The organism is Halorubrum sp. SD690R, from assembly GCF_005435035.1.
Classification (GTDB): domain Archaea; phylum Halobacteriota; class Halobacteria; order Halobacteriales; family Haloferacaceae; genus Halorubrum; species Halorubrum ezzemoulense.
Genome location: NZ_SGTV01000015.1, coordinates 49,947 through 67,800 on the forward strand (window position 1 = coordinate 49,947; position 17,854 = coordinate 67,800).

The following is a 17,854-nucleotide window of genomic DNA, read 5'->3' on the forward strand; positions in this document are numbered from 1 at the left end:
CAACCCCGTACGACATGTGTAAGACCTCCGTTCCGTCTCGTCCGCTGACGCTATCCATTTCCGCGTCGCGACCGAAGCGGCGGTGATGACCGACGACACCGGCGACGACGCCGGCGACGATTCCAGCGAGGACGACGCTGAAGACCTCTCCTTAGATCGCTTCCACGAGGCGCTCGAGGCCGAGGAGCGACCGGTCGCAACGGCGAGCGAGGTCGCCCGCCGGCTCGGAACGTCGCAGGCGGCAGCGCGCGACGCGCTCGCTGCGCTCGTCGACCGCGGCGACGTGGACCGACTCGACGTCGAGGCCGACCCCGTCGTATTCTACCCCCGCGACTGGGGCGCGTTGGCGAGCCGCGAGCGCGTCGTGACCTTCCCGAAGCGCCGCGAGATCGTCGTCGACCGCCCCACGCAGTACACCCGCGCGCGGCTCTCGCAGTTCGCGAACCTCGTCGACACCACCGGCACCGAGCCCGGAACCCGCGGGTATCTCTATCGGATCCGCCAGGAGGACGTGTGGGCAGCACCGTTCGACGACGCCGACGCGCTCGTGGGCGCGCTCCGGTCGGTGCTGCCGCGGCGGTACGAACACCTCGAAGCGTGGGTGCGCGACCAGTGGCGTCGGGCGCACCGCTTCCGGCTGTACACCCACGCGGACGGGTACGTCGTCCTCGAGGCCGCCTCCGAGAACCTGATGGGGAACGTCGCCGACCAGCACCTCGACGACGACCACCTCCGCGCGCCAATCTCGGACACCGAGGCGTGGGTGAACGAGGCGGCGGTCGCCGCGGTCAAGCGCACGCTCTACGACGCCGGCTACCCGGTCGAGGACGACCGCGACCTCGAGACCGGCGACCCGGTCGAGATCGACCTCGCGACCGACCTCCGCGATTACCAGGAGACGTGGGTCGAGACGTTCCTCGACCGCAAGTCCGGCGTGTACGTCGGGCCGCCGGGCTCCGGCAAGACCGTCGCCGGGATCGCGACGATCGCCGCGGTCGGCGGCGAAACGCTGATTTTGGTCCCCTCACGCGAGCTCGCCGACCAGTGGCGCGAGGAGCTGCTGGAGCACTCCACGGTCGACCCCGCCGACATCGGACTCTACCACGGGGGGACCAAGGAGATCCGCCCCGTCACGATCGCGACCTACCAGATCGCCGGGATGGACCGCCACCGGAGCCTCTTCGACTCCCGCGAATGGGGGCTGATCTGCTTCGACGAATGCCATCACGTCACCGCCCCGGTGTACTCGCGGACCGCCGAGCTCCAGAGCAAACACCGGCTCGGACTCTCGGCGACGCCCGTCAGCGAGACTGGCAGCGAGGAAGAGATCTACACCCTCATCGGCCAGCCCATCGGGGCGGACTGGGACGCGCTGTTCGAGGCCGGCTTCGTTCAGGAGCCCGAGGTCGAGATCCGCTACGTCCCGTGGCGCGACGAGACGGCGCGCAACGAGTACGCCGCCGCGGACGGCCGGGACCGCAGACGGCTCGCGGCCGAGAACCCCGCGAAGGTCGAGGAGATCCGGTACCTGCTCGCGGCCCACCGCGACAAGAAGACGCTCGTCTTCGTCGAGTACCTCGACCAGGGCGCCGCGATCGCCGACGCGCTCGGCGTCCCCTTCATCAGCGGCGAGACGCCGCACCACGAGCGCGCGGAGCTGTTCCGCCGGTTCCGGGCGGACGGCGAAGCGGAGGGTTCGGGCGGCGGGGCGGCCGACGACGACCTCGACGTCCTCGTCGTCTCGCGGGTGGGCGACGAGGGGATCGACCTCCCGAACGCCGAACTCGCCGTCGTCGCGAGCGGGCTCGGCGGCTCTCGACGACAGGGCTCACAGCGGGCGGGACGGACGATGCGGCCGACCGGCTCCGCGTTGGTCTACGTCCTCGCGACGCGCGGGTCGAGCGAGGAGGAGTTCGCCCAGCGACAGATGCGGCACCTCGGGCGGAAGGGCGTCCGCGTCCGCGAGACGAGCGTCGCGGAGTAGTCCGCGGCCCGACGCCGCCGGACCGGACGCGTGCCGAATCGCGCCGCTCGCTCAGAGCGCGTCAGCTAAGCGCTCGGCCGCCCCCTCGATCTCCCCCTCGTTCTCGACGAACCGGACGGGCGCGTTCTGGTCGCGCGCGTACTGGAGCGCCGCGGACCGGTTGAGGTCCTGCTCGAAGTCGATCTGGCGTTCGGTGACCCCGTCGAGGTCGCGGTCGCTCGCCCGCCTGCGTTCGAGGATCGTCGCCGGTTCCGCCTCCACGAGGACGAACGCGTCAGGCGAGACGTCTTCGAGCACTTCGACTGGAAGCCCTTGGACGTAGCCGGTCAGCGTCTCGACCGCGAGGTGCGTCGAGAGGATCACGTTCGTCGTCTCCGCTTCCTCGGCGACGAACTCGCCTGCGCGGCGCTGGAGCCGCCGCGTCTCGGGCTGTGAGAGCGTGCCGAGCTTGGCCCGCTCGGTCGCGAGCCCCATCGCCGCCGCCTGTTCGAGCATCACGTCGCCGAAGTTGATCAGCTTGTACCCATCTCCGAGTCCGCGCCTGACCGCCTGACAGACGCTGGAAAGGCCGACGCCGTTGACTCCCGACACGATCGTGACTGACATCAGAAGCTCACCTCGTTCTCCTCGTCGCCCGGCATCCCGCCGCGGTCGTCGTAGTACCGGCGGCCGATGAACTGCGCGCCGACGAGCATCATCAGCGTGTCGTAGAGGTCGTCGGCCGAGTCGAACGTCTCGACCTCCGACCGGTCGATGACCGCCCGGATCGTCGTGGACTCTCCGTCGGGCGGCGACAACTCCGTGTCACCGACCGTCTCCAGCACCTCGCTTCGGGGCGCCGGAAACTGTAGTTTCCTCGCGAACAGGTCACGAGTCTCTGGTAAGCGCATACATGACACATGACAGCACACGCTAGCATAAGTGTACATGTCAGTGCCCCGCGACCGAAGTCGCGGGTTACCCCCTCGTTCCGTTGTGACGCGGAGTGTCGCCGCCCCTCCGATGCGTTCCCCTCCCCGCCGCGTCGCGTCCCGCGCTCGCCCGCGGGCCCGGCGGCGGACGAAGCTTTCAACATACGCTCCGCCGACTTCGCGACATGGACGCTGACGAGCCCTCGCCCGCCGCCGATAGGCACGACGACCCACCGACCGTCGCCGAGGCGGTCGTCGACGCGATGCTCGACCGCGGCGTCGACACCGTCTTCGGGATCCCCGGCAAGCAGACCCTCCCGCTGAACCGGGCGCTCGCCGATCGCGACGCGCGGTTCGTCGTCGCCCGCCACGAGACCGCCGTCCCGCACCAAGCGTGGGGGTACGCCGAGACGAGCGAGCCCGGCGCGATGGCAGCCACCTGCGTCGTCCCCGGCCCGGGCGACACGAACGCGATGAACGGGCTGAAGAACGCCCTGAACGACTGCGTCCCTCTGCTCCACCTCGCCGTCGAGACGGAGCGGTCGGTCCGCGGCGGCGACGGCATCCACGAGACGCCGCCGGAGACGTACGACACCGTCGTCAAGGAGAACGTCCTTGTCGACTCGCCCGCGGGCGCGGTCCCCGCCGTCGTCGAGGCGATCCGGACCGCCCGCGAACACCCGCAGGGACCGGTCCGCGTGGGGATCCCGAAGGACTTCCTCGCCGGTCGGACCCCGCAGCCCGCGGTCGGCGAGCGCGAGCCGTCACCGCCGCCGGCACCGCCCGCGGCGGCGGTGCGCGAGGCCGCAGACCTGCTCGGCGATGCCACAGCGCCCGTCGTGCTCGCCGGCGGCGGTGTCAGGCGCGCGGACGCGAGCGACGCCCTCCGGTCGGTCGCCGAGGGGCTCGGCGCGCCGGTCGTGACGACGTACAAGGGGAAGGGGACGCTCCCCGAGACGCACCAGCTGTCGGCGGGCGTGCTCTGCGGCGGGGCCAGCGCGGAGCTCCGGGGACTCCTCGCGGACGCCGACGTCGGCCTCGTCGTCGGCTCAGACCTCGACGCGGTCGCGACCGCCTCGTGGTCCGTCGCGATTCCCGAGACGCTGATCCACGTCACGCTCGACGGGGACGACGTCGGGTTCGGCTACGAAGCGGACCTCGGCGTCATCGCTGACGCGGACCGCTTCCTCCGGGCGCTCACCGACCGCCTCGACGACGAGGGGGTGGCGCCCCGCGGCGCCGACAGCGCCGAGCGCGCCGAGTCGGTCCGCGCGGCCGACCGCGAGCGCTTCGCGGCGTTGTCCGAGCAGAGCGCCGACGGTTCGGGGAAGTCGACGGCCGACGACCGCGAGGAGCGCCCGCTCCGCTCCGTCGAGGCCCTCTCGGCGGTTCGCGACGCGGTCCCGGCGGACGCGGTCGTCGCCGCCGACGCGGGCGGGTTCCGGCTGTGGACGCTCGTCTCGTTCCCCGCTGCGGGGCCGCGGTCGTACGTCAACCCCGGTTCGTGGGCGACGATGGGTACCGGGCTCCCGTCGGCGCTCGGCGCCAAGCTGGCGAACCCGGACCGCGACGTGGTCGCGCTCACCGGCGACGGCGGGCTCATGATGTGCGTCCACGAGCTCCACACGCTGGCGAGCGAGGGGATCGACGTCACCGTCGTCGCGCTCAACAACGACGACTACGCGATCATCAGCGAGGAGGCGTCGCGGTCGTACGACTTCCCGGACCAGAGCTACGGGTGGGCGGAGACCGGCCTCGACCTCGTCGCGGTCGCGTCGGGGATGGGCCTGCCCGCGGAGCGCGTCCATGCGCGCGGCGCGGTCGGCGACGCCGTCGAGCGCGCCCGCGACCGCGACGGCCCGGCCCTCGTCGAGGTCGTCACCGATCCGGACGAACCGCAGGCGAGCGAGTGGATGACCGGCCCGCACCCCCGGTCCTAACCGGTCCGTTTCACGCCGAGCGTTTCCGAGATCTGAAGCGATCTATATACTCGTCGGGTCTGAATTTCCCGTATGCGCAACCCGTGGGTTCACGACGACGTCCCGGACGACGCCGGGAGTGGGTACGACGGTCCCGTCCGCCTGCTGGCGGCGTTCATGTGGGGGACGTTGGCCCTCGGCGTCGGGGGGTTCGTCATCCTCTCCGGCGCGGGCGTCGTCGACCTCGCCGACGGCGGGTCGTTCGGCGAGGTCGTCACGGGCGTCGTCGCCGCGCTGGCGCTCGCGCTGGCGCTCCCGGTCCTGTTGAAACTGCTCACCATCTCGCGGGCGCTCGCCCTCCTCGCCTTCCTCGGCACCGGCGCCGGGGTCGGCCGGTTCGTGATCGCCCGCGAACCGGAGCGGTTCCGGGGGCTCCTCGACGCGCGCGAGAGCCTCGCCGAGAACGCCGGCTCGCTCGGCGACCTCTTCGACTTCGTCGACTCGATGGCGCCCGGCGCGATCGACGGCGTGACGGTAGTAGCCGACGCCGCGGCGGTAGCGGTCGACGGCGCGATCGCCGTCGCCGTCGGCGTCCCGATCGCGTGAGCCGACCGCCAGCGGGGTCGTGACGGCCGTCCCCACGCGCGGTCGGGTTCCGGCGCGTCCCGCGGGACGGGAGCCTTAACAACACCCGTGGTGAAGCCCGCCCATGACGCATCCGAACGACGTCGCCGTCGGCATCGTCGGCCTCGGCGGCATCGGGTCCCACCACGCGACGAAGCTGACCGAGCGCGGCGCGAACCTCGTCGGCGGGATGGACGTCGACGCCGACGCGCGGGCACGGTTCCACGAGGAGTTCGGCGTCCCCGCCTACGAGGACGAGACGGACCTCTACGAGGACTGCGACGCCGTGCTGGTCACCACCCCGAACCGCTTCCACGAAGAGTACGCGACCTCGGCGCTTTCGGCCGACCTCGACGTGCTCTTGGAGAAGCCGCTGGCGCACACGCTCGACAGCGCCGAGCGGATCGCCGACGCCGCCAGCGACGCCGACGGGTTCTGTATGGTCGGGTTCAACAACCGGTTCGCGGAGCCGGTTCAGGTGATCAAACACTACCAAGACGAGGGGAGGTTCGGCGAGACCACCCACGTCGAGGCGAACTACGTCCGGCGGCGCGGCGTCCCCGGCCGGGGCTCGTGGTTCACGTCGGCGGACGTCGCCGGCGGCGGCGCGCTCATCGATATCGGCGTCCACGCGATCGACTTGGCGCTCTACTTCCTCGATCACCCCGAGGTCGTCGAGGTGTCCGGGGACACGCGCTCGGCGTTCGGCGGTCGCGACGACTACGCGTACGTCCACATGTGGGGCGACGACGCGGGGCCGGAGGGGTTCGACGTCGACGACTCCGCGTCCGCGTTCATCCGCGGCGCCGACGGGAGCACCGTCTCGCTGGAGGTCGCGTGGGCGACGAACCGGCCGGCGACCGACGAGTTCGTCGTCCGGGGCACCGAGGCGGGCGCGACGCTCGACCGCGGTAGCGGCGACCTCACGGTCCACGAGGCGGGCGTCGGCGGCGGCCACCACCTCACGGACGCGAGCGTGGAGACGCGCGACGGCGACGCGCACGCCGCCGAGCAGGCGACGTTCCTCGAAGCGGCCGCCGACGGCGAGGCGCCGTCGATAAACACCGTCGAGGAGGGGTTACGCGTCCAGCGCGTCATCGACGCGATTTACCGCTCCGCGGAGACCGGCGCGGCGGTGCGGCTGGACTGAGCCGCCGACCGAGCAGGCCGACCCGGGAGCCGCGATGGGAACCTATTCGGTGCTGGGGACCGTCACCGCGGACAACTCGTGACCAGCGATCCCGGCCCCACGCCGCCCTCCGAACGGATCACCAGCCTCGACGCGCTCCGCGGCTTCGCGCTGCTCGGCATCCTCGTCATCAACATCCGCGTCTTCTCGATGCCGGAGCAGACCCTGCTCAACCCCACCGTGTACGGCGACTTCACCGGGCTCAACTACTGGACCTGGTTCGTCGGCCACGTGTTCGCGCAGTCGAAGTTCATCACCGTCTTCTCGGCGCTGTTCGGCGCCGGCGTCCTGCTGTTCATCGAGAGCAAAGAGGAGAAGGGCCAAGACGCCGTCCGCCTCCACCTCCGCCGGACCGCGGTGCTGATCGCGATCGGCCTCCTTCACGCGTACCTGCTGTGGTACGGGGACATCCTCGTCACGTACGGGCTGCTCGGGCTGTTCCTCCTCTTCGTCCGCGACCTCGACGCGCGTCGGCTCGGCGGGCTCGCCGGGATATTCCTGCTCTTCGTCCCCGCGATCGAGCTGTTCGCCGCGACCTCGATCGGCGGCGAGGCGATCGCCGGCCAGTGGCTGCCCGCGGAGGCCGCGGTCCGAGACCAGGTGGCCGCCTACCGCGGCGGCTGGCTCGACCAGATGAGCCACCGCGTCTCCTCGTCGTTCCAGCGACAGACGTCCGGGTTCATCGGGTCGAGCTTCTGGCGCGTGGGCGGCGTCATGCTGCTCGGCATGGCACTGTACAGGCGCGGCGTGTTGACCGGCGAGCGCTCGACCGCGTTCTACCGCCGGCTCGTCGCGGGCGGCGTCGTCGGCGTCGGAATCGTCGTCGCCGGCGTCGCGTATATCGAGGCGAACGACTGGAGCGCCGGCGCCGCGCTGTACTGGCGGCAGTTCAACTACGTCGGGAGTCTGCTCGTCGCTGGCGGGTACGTCGGCCTCGTCACGCTGTTCGTCCGGTGGCGCGGTGAGGGGCTCGTGGCCCGCGCGCTCGCCGCGGTCGGCCGCACCGCGTTCACCAACTACCTGCTCCAGACGGTGATCGCGACGACGGTGTTCTACGGTCACGGTCTCGGGCTGTTCGGCTCCGTCAGCCGCGTCGAGGCAATGGGGATCGTCGTCGCGATCTGGGCGGTCCAAGTCCCGCTGTCCGTGATCTGGCTCCGGTACTTCCGGTTCGGTCCCGTCGAGTGGGTGTGGCGGACACTCACCTACGGGGAGGCACAGCCGTTGCGGCTGAAAGACTGACCCCGCGTTCTCCGAACTGAGACTCGCGAGGACACGTTCAACAGTCCCCGGTCGGACTCCCGCACATGAGCGAGTTCGACGTTCACGACCACCGTCACGAACTGAAACAGCTCCGCGACTCGGGCCGAACGAGCCTCTGGGAGAACAGGGAAGGGATGGCGTGCCCGGTGTGCGACGACGCCTTTTCGCGGCTCTTCGTCACGCGACAGTCCGGGACGACGTTCCCCGAGAACGACGGCGCGCGGTTCTGCCTACTGCGTTCCGACGACGCGGTGTACCTCTTCCGACACTGAGCGACCGGGGGCTCGTCAGTCGTCTCCCACCGGGTCGACGCCGGGCTCGGGCTCGTCGATGTACCGCTCGGTCCACGTGCCGCGCGAGAACCACGCGACGCCGATGACGGCGCCGAGGACGTTTCCGAGTGCCATACCGACCCAGACTCCGGTCTCGCCCCACCCGGCGACGAACACGAGGTACCCGACGCTCGCGACCCGGCCCACCCAGAGGGTGAGGATCGAGATGACCATCGCGGTCTTCGTGTTGCCCGCGCCGCGGAACGCGCCTAAGATCACCTGCGAGACGCCGATGAAGGCGAACTCGACCGACCGGATCCGGACGTACTCCACCGCGTAGCCGATCGTCGCGGGCGCGTCCGGCACGTCGCCGAGGAACGCGCCGACGATCGGTTCGGTGAACGTCACGGCGACGACCGCGACGAGGAACATCACGCCCGCGCCGGTCGTGGCCGCGAACTTCACGGCCCTGCCGGCGCGGTCGGCGCGGTTCGCGCCGAGGTTCTGCCCGACCATCGTGTCGATAGCGCGGCCGAGCCCCATCGCGGGCAGGAAGACGAGCGAGATGAGCCGGTTGCCGAGCCCGTATGCGGCGACGACCGGCGGCGAGAACGTGACGATCATCGCGGTGAGCGTGATCATCGCGAGCGCGCTCGTCGTCTGCTCGACGCTGGAGGGGAGCCCGAGCCGGAAGATGTCCCGGATAAAATCGAGGTCGGGCGCGAGGTGCCCGAGCGTCACGTCGGGGCCGTACCCGGTGCCGAACAGTATCCAGAGGCCGATGGCGGTCGCAACGCCCCGCGAGAGGATCGTCGCGAGCGCGGCGCCCTGGATGCCGATCCCGGTGACCCCCGTCGCCGAGAGCAGCGTCGCCTCCAGCGCGACCGGGTCGAGCGCCGCGAGGCCGGGAACCGCGGCGAGCCACTCGAACAGCGGGTTCCCCTCGAACCCGAAGATGAAGAACGGGTCCAAGAGGACGTTCAGGAGGACGGAAATGAACATGACGGCCATCGGCGTCCGCGTGTCGCCGTAGCCGCGCATCAGCGCCGAGAAGACGAAGAACCCGAACATCAGGGGGATCCCGGCGAAGATCACCTCCATGTAGTCTGCCGCGAGCGGGATCACGGTCGCCGCGGTCTCCGCGTCGCTCGGCAGGATCTCGAGGGCCGGGCGCGTGTAGAAGTAGCCCCCGATCCCGATGAGCACGGACAGCACGGAGACGGTGAAGATCGTCTGTCCCGCCACGAGCCCGGCGGAGCCCTCGCCGTCGGCGCCGGTGTACTGCGCGACGAGGATCGCGCCCGCCGTCGTGAACCCGCCGGCGACCGCGATCAGGAGGAAGATCAGCGGGAACGCGAGGCTGATCGCGCCGACGGCCTCCGCCGAGAGCCGGCCGAGGTACAGGGTGTCGACGATGTTGTACGTCACCTGGAGCAGCTGGATGACGACGATCGGCCACGCCAGGCGGAACAGCGGTCGGAGGAGGCTCCCCTCGGTGATCGACTCCTCGCCGACGGGGTCGTCGGGCGCGGGCTCGGGGGCGTCGGACGCAGCTTCGGGGTCGTCGTCCCCGTCGCGGCCGTCGTCGCCGCCCGTGGGACCGCCGCTCGGTCCACCGGGGGGGTCCGGCGGCTCGGAGGAATCCGACGGGTCGGAGGGGTCGGCGGCGGGCTCGTCGCTCACTGCGGTTGAAAAGCCGGGCGCGCTCTATCAGGCTTCCGATCCGATCATCGACGCCCGTCGCTACCGTCTATGGATCCGGCGGGATTGTCCGCGTCCGAGGGCCCGCCCTCGGCCGTCTCCGTGGCGCCTGCTCCGTCGCCCGGGGTCGGATCGGCGGCGCCGTGAGCTCCGTCGGCACCGGGCGTCTCGGTGGCGGCGTCGACGCGGACGACGCCGGAGGTGTCGTCGAAGACGAGGTGCCGGTGCGGGTACGCCATCTCGACGTCCGCGTCGGCGAGGCGCTCGCGGATCTCGGTGTTCACGTCCGACTGGACCTTCGCGAGCTTGTACGGCTTCTTCACCCAGTACCGCAGCCGGAGGAGGACCCCGTCGTCGGCGAACTCGTGGAGGCGGCAGTCGGGACCCGCCATGTACCGCGCCACGCCGATCCGGATGTCGGGGCCGCCGTCGACGACGGCCTCGGAGTCGCGCGCCGCGCGCTCGATGAGCCGCCGGGCCTCGGGGATATCGCTCTCGTAGGTGACGAGCACGTCGATCGAGCGCCGGGTCCGCTCGTCCTCGGCCGAGAAGTTCGTCACGTCGCGCTCGCGCATCGTCCCGTTCGGCACGACGAGGAAGGTGTTATCCAGAGTGAATATCTTCGTGTAGCGGATCGTGATGTCCTCGACGAACCCGGTCGTCCCGTCCTCTAACTCGATCATGTCGCCGATCTCGAACGGCTGGTCCGCGAGGATGAACACGCCGTTGATGAAGTTCCCGACGAGCGGCGCGAGGACGATACCGATGACGGCCGAGAACACCGCGGTCCCGAGGAGGAGGTCCGCGAACCGGAAGCCGACGGCGCCCAGGCCGACCAGCACCGAGGCGGCGATCGTGCCGACCCGGACCCCGCGGACGATCGTCTGCGCGACGCTCTGTCGCGACACGCGGCGGGCGACGGGGCGACCGATCAGCCGGACGAGGAAGTTCGCGAGGACGACGCCGACCGCCAGTGACGCGAGGACGGTCAACACGCCCGTTCCCGGCAGGTCCGCGAGCCGAGAGCCGATATCGGCGAGCCGCGAGACGGCCCCCGCGATCGGCGTTCCCCCCGGGAAGACCATGGGAACCCGCTGTCGGCCATCGGAAAAAGCGTTTCTCCACGCGCACGACCGGCGGCGAACGAGCCGCTTCGAACGAGAGACGGGGCAACCACTGTGACTCCGCTGAGCGAACGGGCGGTATGGGCCAACCGCCTGCGGACCCAACGAGGTTCGGCGTCGAACACGACACCAAGCCGGGAGACGCGCTGCTCGCCGGCTTCCCCTCGTTCGGGCTCGCCGGCCTGACCGCCGTCCACTACTTGATCGACGACCTCGATCTCGAGGAGACGGGGCGCGTCCGGATCGACGGCGCCCCGTCGATCACGCCGTTTACGAAAGGGGACGCCGCGCCACCCGCTCCGGCTGTACACCGACTCGGACCGCGACGGCACCGTCCTCGTCGCCGAGCGGATCGAGGAGCGGGAGCCGGAGGGGACCACGACCGCATGGACATTTGGACCCCATCTGTCCCGACCGTGAGGACCGGGCTCTGAAAACGCGTACAACTCGTCTCATAGTAAAAAGCTATAATCCCCGGTCCCGTTCTTCGGTACATGACTGACGATCTCCGGGACACGCTCGACCGCGTGGGGGACCGATTCAACCTCGGCGAGTACGAGATTGACGCGTACCTCGCGGTGTTGGAACACGGCGAACTGACGGCGAGCGACATCGCCGACCGGACCGAGATCCCGCAGCCGCGGGTGTATGACACGGTCCGGAGCCTCTCGGACCGCGGGCTCGTCGAGCTCCGCGAGTCGCGGCCGATGAAGATTGTCGCCGTCGACCCCGAGGACGCCTTCGGCGATCTGCGGTCGTCGTTCACGGAGATGGTCGACGAGCTGGAGGCGCGGTACACCGCGCCGACGCGGGAGACGGAGGCGGTGTCGCTTGTCAAGTCGCGCTCGACGATCCTCCGGTACCTCGAAGAGGTGATCGCGAACGCGGAGTACGAGCTCGCGCTGTCGCTCACCCCCGGCCTCCTGCGGCGGTTCCGGGACGAACTCGCCGCGAAGGTCGCCGAGGGCGTCACCGTCGAACTGCTCGTCACGCCGGCGTCGAACGCGCCCGACCCGACGGAGTTCGACTACTTGGAGGTCGCGACGATCGCCCGCGCGCGCCGCGGGATCACCACGCCGGTCCTCGCGGTCGGCGACGGCGAGTACTCCGTGTACGCAACGCAGGACGCGCTGCGCGACGACCGCGAGCGCTACGGTGTCATCTTCAACCGCTCCGCGCTCGGCTTCCTCGTCTCCGGCTTCTTCGGCACCGTCCTGTGGACGACCGCGGAATCGCTCGCCGCCGACGGCGAGGACCGGCCCTTCCCGCGCCGCTACGCCTCCATCCGTCGGGCCGTGAAGGACGTCCGCGAGTTCGGCGACGAGGAGTTCTACGCGACCGTCGAGGGCCGCGACATCGAGACCGGCGAGGAGGTCACTGTCCGCGGGAAAGTCGTCGACGTCGCGTTCGTCGACACGGAGGAGGTGGCGTCGCTGGTCGTCGAGACCGAGAACGGCCGCGTCGAGATCGGCGGCCGCGTCGCCGCCTTGGAGGACGTGGAGGGCCAGGAGATCGTGATCGGCCGCGGCGAGCCGCCGGCGCTGTGAGGTGCGCTCGGGTCGTCCCGGCGTCGCCGTTCAAGTGCGGGCGGACCGAAGCGGACCCGTGACCGACGACGCGCGTCCCGACGACGAGCGAGACGCACCGACCGTCGCGTGCGAGCGGTGCGACCGGGAGTGGGTGCTCGACCGCGAGGTCGACGACCTCGACCCCGGGAGCCACGCGATCGAGCAGTTCGCGCTCGACCACGAGCGCCACACCGGCCACTACCCGGACGGCGTGACCCCGTGGGTCGCCCGGTGCGACCGCTGCCCGGACGGGGAGCGCTTCCTCGCGGAGCGTCCGGCGCGGCGCTGGGCGGAGACGCACGCGCGCCACACGCGCCACACCGTCCGGCTCGAACCGCCAACGGGAGCGGTCGAAGCCGTCTCGCCGCGAGACGACGGGGACCGGTCGTAACACCGCAGCCGCTTCCCCTCCGCTACGGACCGAGCGCCGCGATATCGGCTCCGACCGCCGCGCGGGCGTCGGCCGGGTTCGGGTCGCTGTCGGCCAGATGCGTCCACTCGCAGGCGGGTAGCGCGGCGATGCGGTCCCGGATGGCCGGCCGGTACGGTGCGGCCGACGCGATCCCGTCACCGCTGCCCCAGATGTCGTCGATGACGGTCCGCGAGTCGATCCGGACCTCGACGGCCGCAGGGTCGCAGCGCGCGGCCAGCGCCTCCAGTCCGAGGTGGAGCGCCGCGTACTCCGCGGTGTTGTTCTCGGCGCGAGCCCCGACGGGTCGGCCCAGCCGAACGAGGGGGTCATCGCCGACCAGCAGCACGGCCCCCGCGCCGGCCGGTCCGGGGTTTCCGCGCGAGCTCCCGTCGACGTAGAGAACGATGTCGTCGGCGGACTCGCCGCGGTCGTCGCCCGATTGCGGCGGGTCGGCGGCGAGGACCGACTCGACCGCGGTCCGGATCTCGGCGTCGGTCGTCGTCGGGCCGAACAGCCCGCCGTAGCCGGTCACCGCGTCGTCGATGGCGTCGATCGCCGGTCGTATCTCGTAGCCGTACAGGGCGAGGACGTCGTCGACGCGGCTCGCCAGCGGCGAGAGCCGGTCCGTGGGAAGTCGGTCCATGATGTCTCACGCGGCCGAACTGCGGTCCACAACGGTTCATTCGAGAGCGCAGGGAAAAATGCGCTGGCGGCGAGCGCGGTGAGCCGAGCCGCCGCCGATCGGCGGTCAGGACTGAGTGAGAGTGACGACCGCGACCGACCGAGAGCGAGGGCCACACCGACAGCGTATTTACGCCCCCAACCCCTCCGACCCGACATGACGCTCGTCGTCGTCCCGGTTCGATTCCCTCCCTCGTCGCACTCGGCGGCGACGCTCCGCGAGGCGGCCCGCGTCGCCGCGGAGCGCGACGCCGACCTCACGGTCCTCCACGTCGACTTATACCAGCGCTCGGGGGGCGTCTCGCGCAGCGACCTCAAGCGCGCCGCCGAGGAGCGGATCGGCCGGATCGACCGGGCGCGGTACGTCGTCCGTCGGGGCTTCCTCGTCGAGGAGACGATCCTCGAAGAGATCGTCGCCGAGGGGGCCGACGTGGTCGTCATCGGGTCGAAACAGGCGGGACGGTGGCGCCGGATGGTCCAGAAGTTGCTCTCCGACCCCGACATCGACTCGTTCCTCCGCAGCCAACTCGACTGTACCGTGATCACCGTGGACGCGGACGGAGAGACCACGACGAACGACGCCGACGACGACGCCGCGCCGCTCCCGGACGACTAGTTCTCCCCGCGCCGCGACCCGTCCCGCGTCGCGACCTCGTACCGCCGCTCGTACTCGATGACGGTCGCCGCCCGGTCGGCGACCGACTCGCCGAACTCGCGCTCGACGACGTACAGCGCCAGATCGATCCCGGAGGTGACCCCGCCCGCGCTGAGCACGTCGCCGTCGTCGACGACCCGCGCGTCGACGACCTCCGCGCCCGACTCCCGGAGCTCCTCGACGGCGGAGGCGTGCGTGACGGCCCGGCGGCCGTCGGTGACGCCCGCCTCCGCGAGCAGCATCGACCCGGTACACACCGAGGCGATCCGGGTGTCCGCCGCGTGGTACGCGGCGAGCGCGCGCGGCACGTCGCCCTTCTGCGCCTCGGCCCACGCGCTCGCCTCCTGGTTGCGCGCGTTCCACCCGCCCCCGGGCACGACCAGCAGGTCCGGGGCGTCCTCTCCTCTCGGGCCGGGGAGCGCTCCGTCCACGCCGACGCGGGTCCCGTGGCTCGCGGTCACCGTCTCGCGCTCGTCGAGCGACACGTATCGGACGCGGCCGCCGTCGTCTCCTGACGCCCCGTCGTCCCCTGTCGTCCCGTCGTCCCCTGTCGTCCCGTCGTCCCCTATTGCTCCGTCGTCCCCTGTCGTCCCGTCGTCCTCCTCGGCGGCGTAGCCGAGCGCGTAGTCGAACACCTCGTACGGGCCGATACCGTCCAGTTCGTCGAACCCGTCGTACACCAGAATATCGACGTTCATGCCGGGCCGAACGAGCGGCGCGGGCTTGTGCGTTCCCCTCCGATCGGGCGACTCCCGGTGACCCGCAGCGCCGAGCCGTCAGCCCCGGTCGCCGCGTCACTCATCGGCGAACGCCGACGCAACCCGCTCGATGTCCGCGACGACGCGGTCCCGGTCGACCCGCTCGCCGCGGTAGGCGCGCTCGACGATCCCGTCGGGGTTGACGAGGAACGTCACCACCATGTGCGTGAAGTCGTACCCGGGGAGGCGCTCGCTCTCGGTCGTCCGCTCGAAGGCGATCCCCAGTCGGTCCTCGACCACCGTCTTCGCGCGGGCCGGCGTCTCGGGCCGGAGGTACAGCCAGTTGCCCGCGTCGAGGTCGGCGCCGACCGACGCGGCGTTCTCTCGGAGCGCGGCCGCGTCGTCGCGCTCGGGATCGAACGTGATCGGGAGGAAGTACACGTCCTCCGTCAGCCCCGCGTCCGCGACGCGGCCCTGAATCCGAGCCCACTGTCGGAGCAGGATCGAACACTCCGCGGGGCAGAAGGTGAACACGCCCGTCACGAGCGCGGTCCGGTCGAGCGCGTCGCTGTCGAACGTCTTCTCCGCGAGCGGGGCCGACAGCTCGAACGACGGCAGCGGCTGGCCGTACGCGGGGTACGCGAGGTCTTCGCTGTCCGCGATCTGGTCTTCCTGCGGGTCGAGCACGACGCCGTCCGGCGTCCCGCCGAACAGACGCGATGTACAGCCCGCGAGAGAGCCGGACGCGACCGTTCCGGCCCCGGCGAGCAGCGTGCGGCGATTCATACCCGTGTGAAGGGCCGAGCGGCGCATAACGCGTCTGGTGCGATCGCCGAACGAGCGGCCGCGGCGGGTGGGAATTGGGATATTGGGTGCGCGGGCTCCCGGGGCGCTGTCGATCCCTCAAAACGGCGTGTAGTACGGAATCGGCGGATGCGGCAGCGGGACGCCGAGCGTCGCGAGCCCGTGCTGGAGCGGGAGGTAGCCGAGCGCGACGAACGCGACGCCGAGGACGCGGTGGAACCGGAGCCGGGTCTCGAGGCGCATCGACTGGAAGGCCGTCCCGAACAACAGGAGCGCCGGAACCGTCCCGAGGCCGAGGACGCCCAGCGAGACGGCGCCGCCGAGCGCGCTCCCCTGAACGAACGCGTACAGGAACGCCGGGTACAGCAGCGGGCACGGCAGGAACCCGTGTGCCGCCCCCACCCCGAGGATGCGCCAGTCGCCGACCCACGCGTCGACGCGGGCGACGATCCGGTCGCTCACCGCCGCGGCCGCCCGGTCGAACCCCGGTATCGGGAGCGACTCGAACTCCAGCCGGAGCGCGTAGCGCGCGCCGAGGGCAACGATCACCCCGCCGACCGCGATTCCGGTGAGCGCGTGGACGTCGTCTGCGAGGGTCGTGACCGCCCGCCCCGTGACGAACGCGAGGCTCCCGGCGAGGCCGAAGAGACCGCCGAGCGTCGCGTAGCTCGCGGTCCGGCCGAGGTTGAACAGCGCGTGCTGCCGGACCTGCCGCACGGTGAGGTCGTCCCGCCCGTCGCGTCCGCCGGCCTCCGCGGACCGCATCCGGTCGGCGTAGGTGCCGACGAGCGGACCGCACATGCCGAGGCAGTGGGCTCCGCCGAGCAGCCCGATGAGGAGGAAGACGCCGAGGCCGAGCGAGTCGGTCGCGTACAGGGAGCCGGTCGGCTCGCACGTCGCGCCGCCGCCGGTGGCGACGAGCGCTCGGAGCGCGCCGAGGCTAGAGAGGTCCATATCGGACGGAGGTGCCGGAGACCGCTAACCGATCTGGTGCGATCGGCGAACGGGAGCGGTTCGCGCGCGGCGTCGGTCCGGGGGGAGCCGCCACCCGGTCGGCGGCGTCACCCGTCGGCGTCGAAGAGCGAGTCGACGGTGCGGACGAAGCGGTCGACGATGCGGTCGGGGAGCGACGGCGACACCTCGTCGAGGAGCGCGGCCGTGCGGTCCGGCCGGGCGAGCGAGACTGTCATCGGCCGGTCGGGGGACTTCTCGACGATCCCGTGGTTGGCGAGCGTCGAGACGTGCCACGACACCGTGCTCCGCGCGAGGTCGAGGTCGTCCGCGAGCGCCGACGGCCGCGTCGGTCCCGCGGCGTGGAGGCAGACGACGATCTCGCGGGCCGTCTCCCGCCGGAGGAACGCGAGGGTCCGTCGGTCCCACGGGTCGACCGTCGGGTCGAAGTAGTGTGCCCGCCCGCCGATCCGCTCGACCGCGAGCTCGCCGTCGCGGACGAGCCGGCGGAGGTGGTACTGCGCCTGCCCGGTCGCGATCTCGAGGTCGCGACCGATCCGGTTGAAGTGGACGCCGGGCGTGTCACGGACGTGGCGTCGGATCCGGGCTCTGGTGTCCGACATTCCTGACTGGCCGTTCTACCCGCCTCTGGGATAAAAGGCGCTCGTGCGGTCCCCCCATCTGGGAACGGCGAACGGGAACGTCTTCTTATCCGTCCCCTCCCAAGGGCGACCCGTGACGCAGTCGATCCCGGGGGAGGTGCCGGCGCTCGCCGGCTGGTCCGTGGAGGGATCGCTCCCGATCCTGGCGGTCGTGGTCGCCGCCGGACTCGGGACGAGCCTCCTCTTCGCCGTTAGCCTCGCCGCGTACCGCCGCCGCCGCCGAGCGCAGTACCGACTGATCTCCCTCGCCGTCGGCGCGCTCTTGGCCCGCTCGGTGGTGGGCGTCGGGACCGTCCTCGGGGTCGTGCCGATGCCGGTCCACCACCTCCTCGCGCACAGCCTCGACTTCCTGATCGCCGCGCTCGTCCTCTATGCGGTGTACGCCCACGCGCCCGGGGCGATCGGCGACGACGCGGCCTCGAAGTGAGTCGACCGG

At 71.2% G+C, this 17,854-nt stretch carries 19 protein-coding genes and 1 pseudogene; 11 read left to right on the forward strand and 9 right to left on the reverse strand.

From position 1 onward, the window contains the following. Nucleotides 1-85 precede the first annotated feature (85 nt). Nucleotides 86-1,984 (forward strand): DEAD/DEAH box helicase, encoded by a 1,899-nt coding sequence (locus EXE41_RS10825; RefSeq protein WP_137690991.1) that lies wholly within the window; start codon nucleotides 86-88, stop codon nucleotides 1,982-1,984. Nucleotides 1,985-2,035: 51 nt separating this feature from the next. Here EXE41_RS10825 and EXE41_RS10830 read toward each other — a convergent pair whose 3' ends face one another. Together EXE41_RS10830 and EXE41_RS10835 are read right to left on the reverse strand one after the other, a co-directional pair. Next, nucleotides 2,036-2,590, reverse strand: coding sequence for an adenylate kinase (locus tag EXE41_RS10830; protein ID WP_049932541.1), 555 nt, complete (start codon nucleotides 2,588-2,590; stop codon nucleotides 2,036-2,038). Then, nucleotides 2,590-2,874, reverse strand: a complete 285-nt coding sequence (locus EXE41_RS10835; protein WP_049932543.1) for a hypothetical protein — start codon at nucleotides 2,872-2,874, stop codon at nucleotides 2,590-2,592. Before EXE41_RS10835 ends, EXE41_RS10830 begins: the two co-directional genes overlap by 1 nt. Nucleotides 2,875-3,080: 206 nt before the next feature. Between EXE41_RS10835 and EXE41_RS10840 the strand changes: the two genes are divergently transcribed. The 5 genes from EXE41_RS10840 to EXE41_RS10860 all read left to right on the forward strand — a co-directional run bounded on the left by EXE41_RS10840 (nucleotide 3,081) and on the right by EXE41_RS10860 (nucleotide 8,162). Continuing rightward, nucleotides 3,081-4,835 carry a thiamine pyrophosphate-binding protein gene (locus EXE41_RS10840; protein WP_137690992.1) on the forward strand — a complete coding sequence of 585 codons (1,755 nt, stop codon included), beginning with the start codon at nucleotides 3,081-3,083 and terminating at the stop codon, nucleotides 4,833-4,835. A gap of 72 nt (nucleotides 4,836-4,907) precedes the next feature. Beyond that, nucleotides 4,908-5,420 carry a hypothetical protein gene (locus EXE41_RS10845; RefSeq protein ID WP_086216674.1) on the forward strand — a complete coding sequence of 171 codons (513 nt, stop codon included), beginning with the start codon at nucleotides 4,908-4,910 and terminating at the stop codon, nucleotides 5,418-5,420. Between the two features lie 103 nt (nucleotides 5,421-5,523). After that, nucleotides 5,524-6,588 carry a Gfo/Idh/MocA family protein gene (locus EXE41_RS10850; protein ID WP_086216673.1) on the forward strand — a complete coding sequence of 355 codons (1,065 nt, stop codon included), beginning with the start codon at nucleotides 5,524-5,526 and terminating at the stop codon, nucleotides 6,586-6,588. 78 nt (nucleotides 6,589-6,666) lie between these two features. Further along, nucleotides 6,667-7,869, forward strand: a complete 1,203-nt coding sequence (locus EXE41_RS10855; protein WP_089308775.1) for a DUF418 domain-containing protein — start codon at nucleotides 6,667-6,669, stop codon at nucleotides 7,867-7,869. Between the two features lie 65 nt (nucleotides 7,870-7,934). Continuing rightward, complete coding sequence (locus EXE41_RS10860; RefSeq protein ID WP_049932552.1) at nucleotides 7,935-8,162, forward strand: hypothetical protein; 228 nt, start codon at nucleotides 7,935-7,937, stop codon at nucleotides 8,160-8,162. 15 nt (nucleotides 8,163-8,177) lie between these two features. On the opposite strand, the gene EXE41_RS10865 is transcribed toward EXE41_RS10860, so the two are convergent. Together EXE41_RS10865 and EXE41_RS10870 are read right to left on the reverse strand one after the other, a co-directional pair. Then, nucleotides 8,178-9,845, reverse strand: a complete 1,668-nt coding sequence (locus EXE41_RS10865; protein WP_137690993.1) for an MATE family efflux transporter — start codon at nucleotides 9,843-9,845, stop codon at nucleotides 8,178-8,180. Nucleotides 9,846-9,889: 44 nt separating this feature from the next. Further along, nucleotides 9,890-10,948, reverse strand: coding sequence for a mechanosensitive ion channel family protein (locus tag EXE41_RS10870; protein ID WP_137690994.1), 1,059 nt, complete (start codon nucleotides 10,946-10,948; stop codon nucleotides 9,890-9,892). A gap of 119 nt (nucleotides 10,949-11,067) precedes the next feature. Here EXE41_RS10870 and EXE41_RS10875 point away from each other — a divergent pair. From EXE41_RS10875 to EXE41_RS10885, 3 genes and pseudogenes are all read left to right on the forward strand, one after another. Beyond that, nucleotides 11,068-11,338 (forward strand): annotated as a pseudogene (locus EXE41_RS10875) (PAC2 family protein); the annotation flags it as partial. Nucleotides 11,339-11,481: 143 nt separating this feature from the next. Further along, on the forward strand, nucleotides 11,482-12,534 hold the full coding sequence (trmB, locus tag EXE41_RS10880; RefSeq protein ID WP_049932559.1) for an HTH-type sugar sensing transcriptional regulator TrmB: 1,053 nt from the start codon (nucleotides 11,482-11,484) through the stop codon (nucleotides 12,532-12,534). Between the two features lie 58 nt (nucleotides 12,535-12,592). Beyond that, complete coding sequence (locus EXE41_RS10885) at nucleotides 12,593-12,946, forward strand: hypothetical protein (RefSeq protein ID WP_086216669.1); 354 nt, start codon at nucleotides 12,593-12,595, stop codon at nucleotides 12,944-12,946. Between the two features lie 22 nt (nucleotides 12,947-12,968). On the opposite strand, the gene EXE41_RS10890 is transcribed toward EXE41_RS10885, so the two are convergent. Beyond that, entirely contained in the window at nucleotides 12,969-13,610 is a 642-nt protein-coding gene (locus tag EXE41_RS10890) for a ribonuclease HI family protein (RefSeq protein ID WP_137690995.1), read from the reverse strand. 195 nt (nucleotides 13,611-13,805) lie between these two features. Here EXE41_RS10890 and EXE41_RS10895 point away from each other — a divergent pair, with 195 nt between their 5' ends. Further along, nucleotides 13,806-14,264, forward strand: a complete 459-nt coding sequence (locus EXE41_RS10895) for a universal stress protein (protein ID WP_049932564.1) — start codon at nucleotides 13,806-13,808, stop codon at nucleotides 14,262-14,264. Here the strand turns inward: EXE41_RS10895 and EXE41_RS10900 are convergent. From EXE41_RS10900 to EXE41_RS10915, 4 genes are all read right to left on the reverse strand, one after another. Further along, a complete protein-coding gene (locus tag EXE41_RS10900) occupies nucleotides 14,261-15,001 on the reverse strand; it encodes a DJ-1/PfpI family protein (protein WP_137690996.1) in 741 nt (246 codons plus the stop codon). The genes EXE41_RS10895 and EXE41_RS10900 overlap by 4 nt on opposite strands. A 96-nt stretch (nucleotides 15,002-15,097) precedes the next feature. After that, nucleotides 15,098-15,787: an SCO family protein gene (locus tag EXE41_RS10905; RefSeq protein WP_049932567.1), complete on the reverse strand. Its 690-nt coding sequence runs from the start codon at nucleotides 15,785-15,787 to the stop codon at nucleotides 15,098-15,100. Nucleotides 15,788-15,904: 117 nt separating this feature from the next. After that, the gene (locus EXE41_RS10910) at nucleotides 15,905-16,759 is read right to left on the reverse strand and encodes a sulfite exporter TauE/SafE family protein (RefSeq protein ID WP_137690997.1); all 855 of its coding nucleotides are present in this window, start codon (nucleotides 16,757-16,759) and stop codon (nucleotides 15,905-15,907) included. Nucleotides 16,760-16,866: 107 nt separating this feature from the next. After that, complete coding sequence (locus EXE41_RS10915; RefSeq protein WP_137690998.1) at nucleotides 16,867-17,379, reverse strand: helix-turn-helix domain-containing protein; 513 nt, start codon at nucleotides 17,377-17,379, stop codon at nucleotides 16,867-16,869. Nucleotides 17,380-17,491: 112 nt separating this feature from the next. Between EXE41_RS10915 and EXE41_RS10920 the strand changes: the two genes are divergently transcribed. Then, nucleotides 17,492-17,845 (forward strand): hypothetical protein, encoded by a 354-nt coding sequence (locus EXE41_RS10920; RefSeq protein WP_086216664.1) that lies wholly within the window; start codon nucleotides 17,492-17,494, stop codon nucleotides 17,843-17,845. Nucleotides 17,846-17,854: the final 9 nt, after the last annotated feature.